2 protein-coding genes are annotated in these 1,527 nt (G+C 39.6%); both read right to left on the reverse strand.

What is annotated here, in order from left to right:
* A partial coding sequence (locus ACP5KC_RS10620; protein ID WP_428287577.1) for a hypothetical protein occupies window positions 1-223 on the reverse strand: 223 nt, incomplete at its 3' end.
* Window positions 223-1,377, reverse strand: a complete 1,155-nt coding sequence (locus ACP5KC_RS10625; protein ID WP_428287578.1) for a glycosyltransferase — start codon at window positions 1,375-1,377, stop codon at window positions 223-225. The genes ACP5KC_RS10620 and ACP5KC_RS10625, both read right to left, overlap by 1 nt.
* Window positions 1,378-1,527 lie beyond the last annotated feature (150 nt).

The raw sequence follows: 1,527 nt of genomic DNA on the forward strand, positions 1-1,527 counted from the left end.
CATATGTATCAGGATTGGGATAAGAGTTGGGGTTCTCTATCCAATAAAGAGTTGCTAATAGCATGAAGACTGTTATAACTACAATGGCCGGGACTTTACCCGAATACTTATTCGTTTTAACCAGGCCATTAATTACAAGCTTCTTCTCTAGGTAGCCAACAATGAAGTACAGCGCAATAAATATTGATGAATAAATTATTACTAGCTGAATAAAACTAAGCATTATGCCCTAATCCCCCTCATCTTTATAGCATTCTTCACTGTGTACAAGAATTCTCTTAGCACAACCTGAGGATTAATGGAATTAGCGAACTTGATAAGTTCGTCCTTAAACCTTGGAGATCTCATATCCTCTGAGTTCCTTAGGACCTTTAGTATGGCTTGAGCAAGCGCATCTACGTCGCCTTCAGGAACGATAATAACGTAAGGTTTCAGATCAGGTATGGAGCCAACTATATCCGATACAATGGGTATGATCCCTGATCTTATTGCTTCAAGAGGGGGGATTGGCCATTCTTCAGGTATAGTTGTTTTAACGGGGACGTAGGCGAATAAATCAGCAATTCTATATAAACATTGTTTCTCGTCTTCCTTTACGGGTCCTAAAAACATTACGTTCTTTAAACCTAGGTTACTAGCTAGTTCTTTAAAGTACCCTTCGTCTGGACCGGAGCCGGCGATTATTAGTGTAGCATTTGGCTGTTCCTTACGTACTTTATCAAAGGCCCTAATCAATATATCGACACCTCGCTTCTTGATAAGTCTTCCTAAGTAAAGAATCAACGCGTTGCTTCTTTCCCTTATTTTTGTCAAGCGTGTGGGAATAGATTTACATTCTTTCATAGTGCTTTCAAGCCAATAGTAATGAACGATACTAATCCTGCTACAGTCAATACCATTTCTAATCCAGAAGACATATGAGGCTTTACCTGGAACAATTACGATATCCGCTTTCTTTATGAAGTAAAGGTATACCGGCCACAACACCCTAGAAACCCTCGTGGACGGCCAGTACCAATGAGTATCCTTAATAACGAATATTTTGCTTTTCCCTGACTTCTTAGAAACGTAAGATGCTATGACCCCTAGCAGGTCAGGATAACCCTGAGCCACTACTATTTCGGATTTTAAGGCTATTTCGAGTGCTCTTAGAAAAAGTAGCGGTCCTAGAATGAGATATAGTTTAAGAGGAGATAGTGATGTATAATATACCCTTCTCATTGATACTTCCGAGACGTCGAATACATTTTTAAGAATTTCTTGAAGACCTTCGTCCCGTTGATTAGAGGAAGTGGTTAGTTTATAGAAAGCCGAGGGAATACTAGCTGTTATGATCTGGGCACTAATGAACCCTATTCTTGTTTTTCTTGACTCCATCACCTATCTCCAACGTGCTTAATTCTGGGTGCATCAACAGCCATGAAATGCATCACAATTCTAGCACTAAGTCTTCTAGCCTCCTCAACCACTCTCACAGATATAACTACACCTTATGACTTGTGTTTACATCTATTTTCTCTACTATCA

This window comes from Infirmifilum sp., from assembly GCF_049970975.1.
GTDB classification, from domain to species: domain Archaea; phylum Thermoproteota; class Thermoprotei; order Thermofilales; family Thermofilaceae; genus Thermofilum; species Thermofilum uzonense.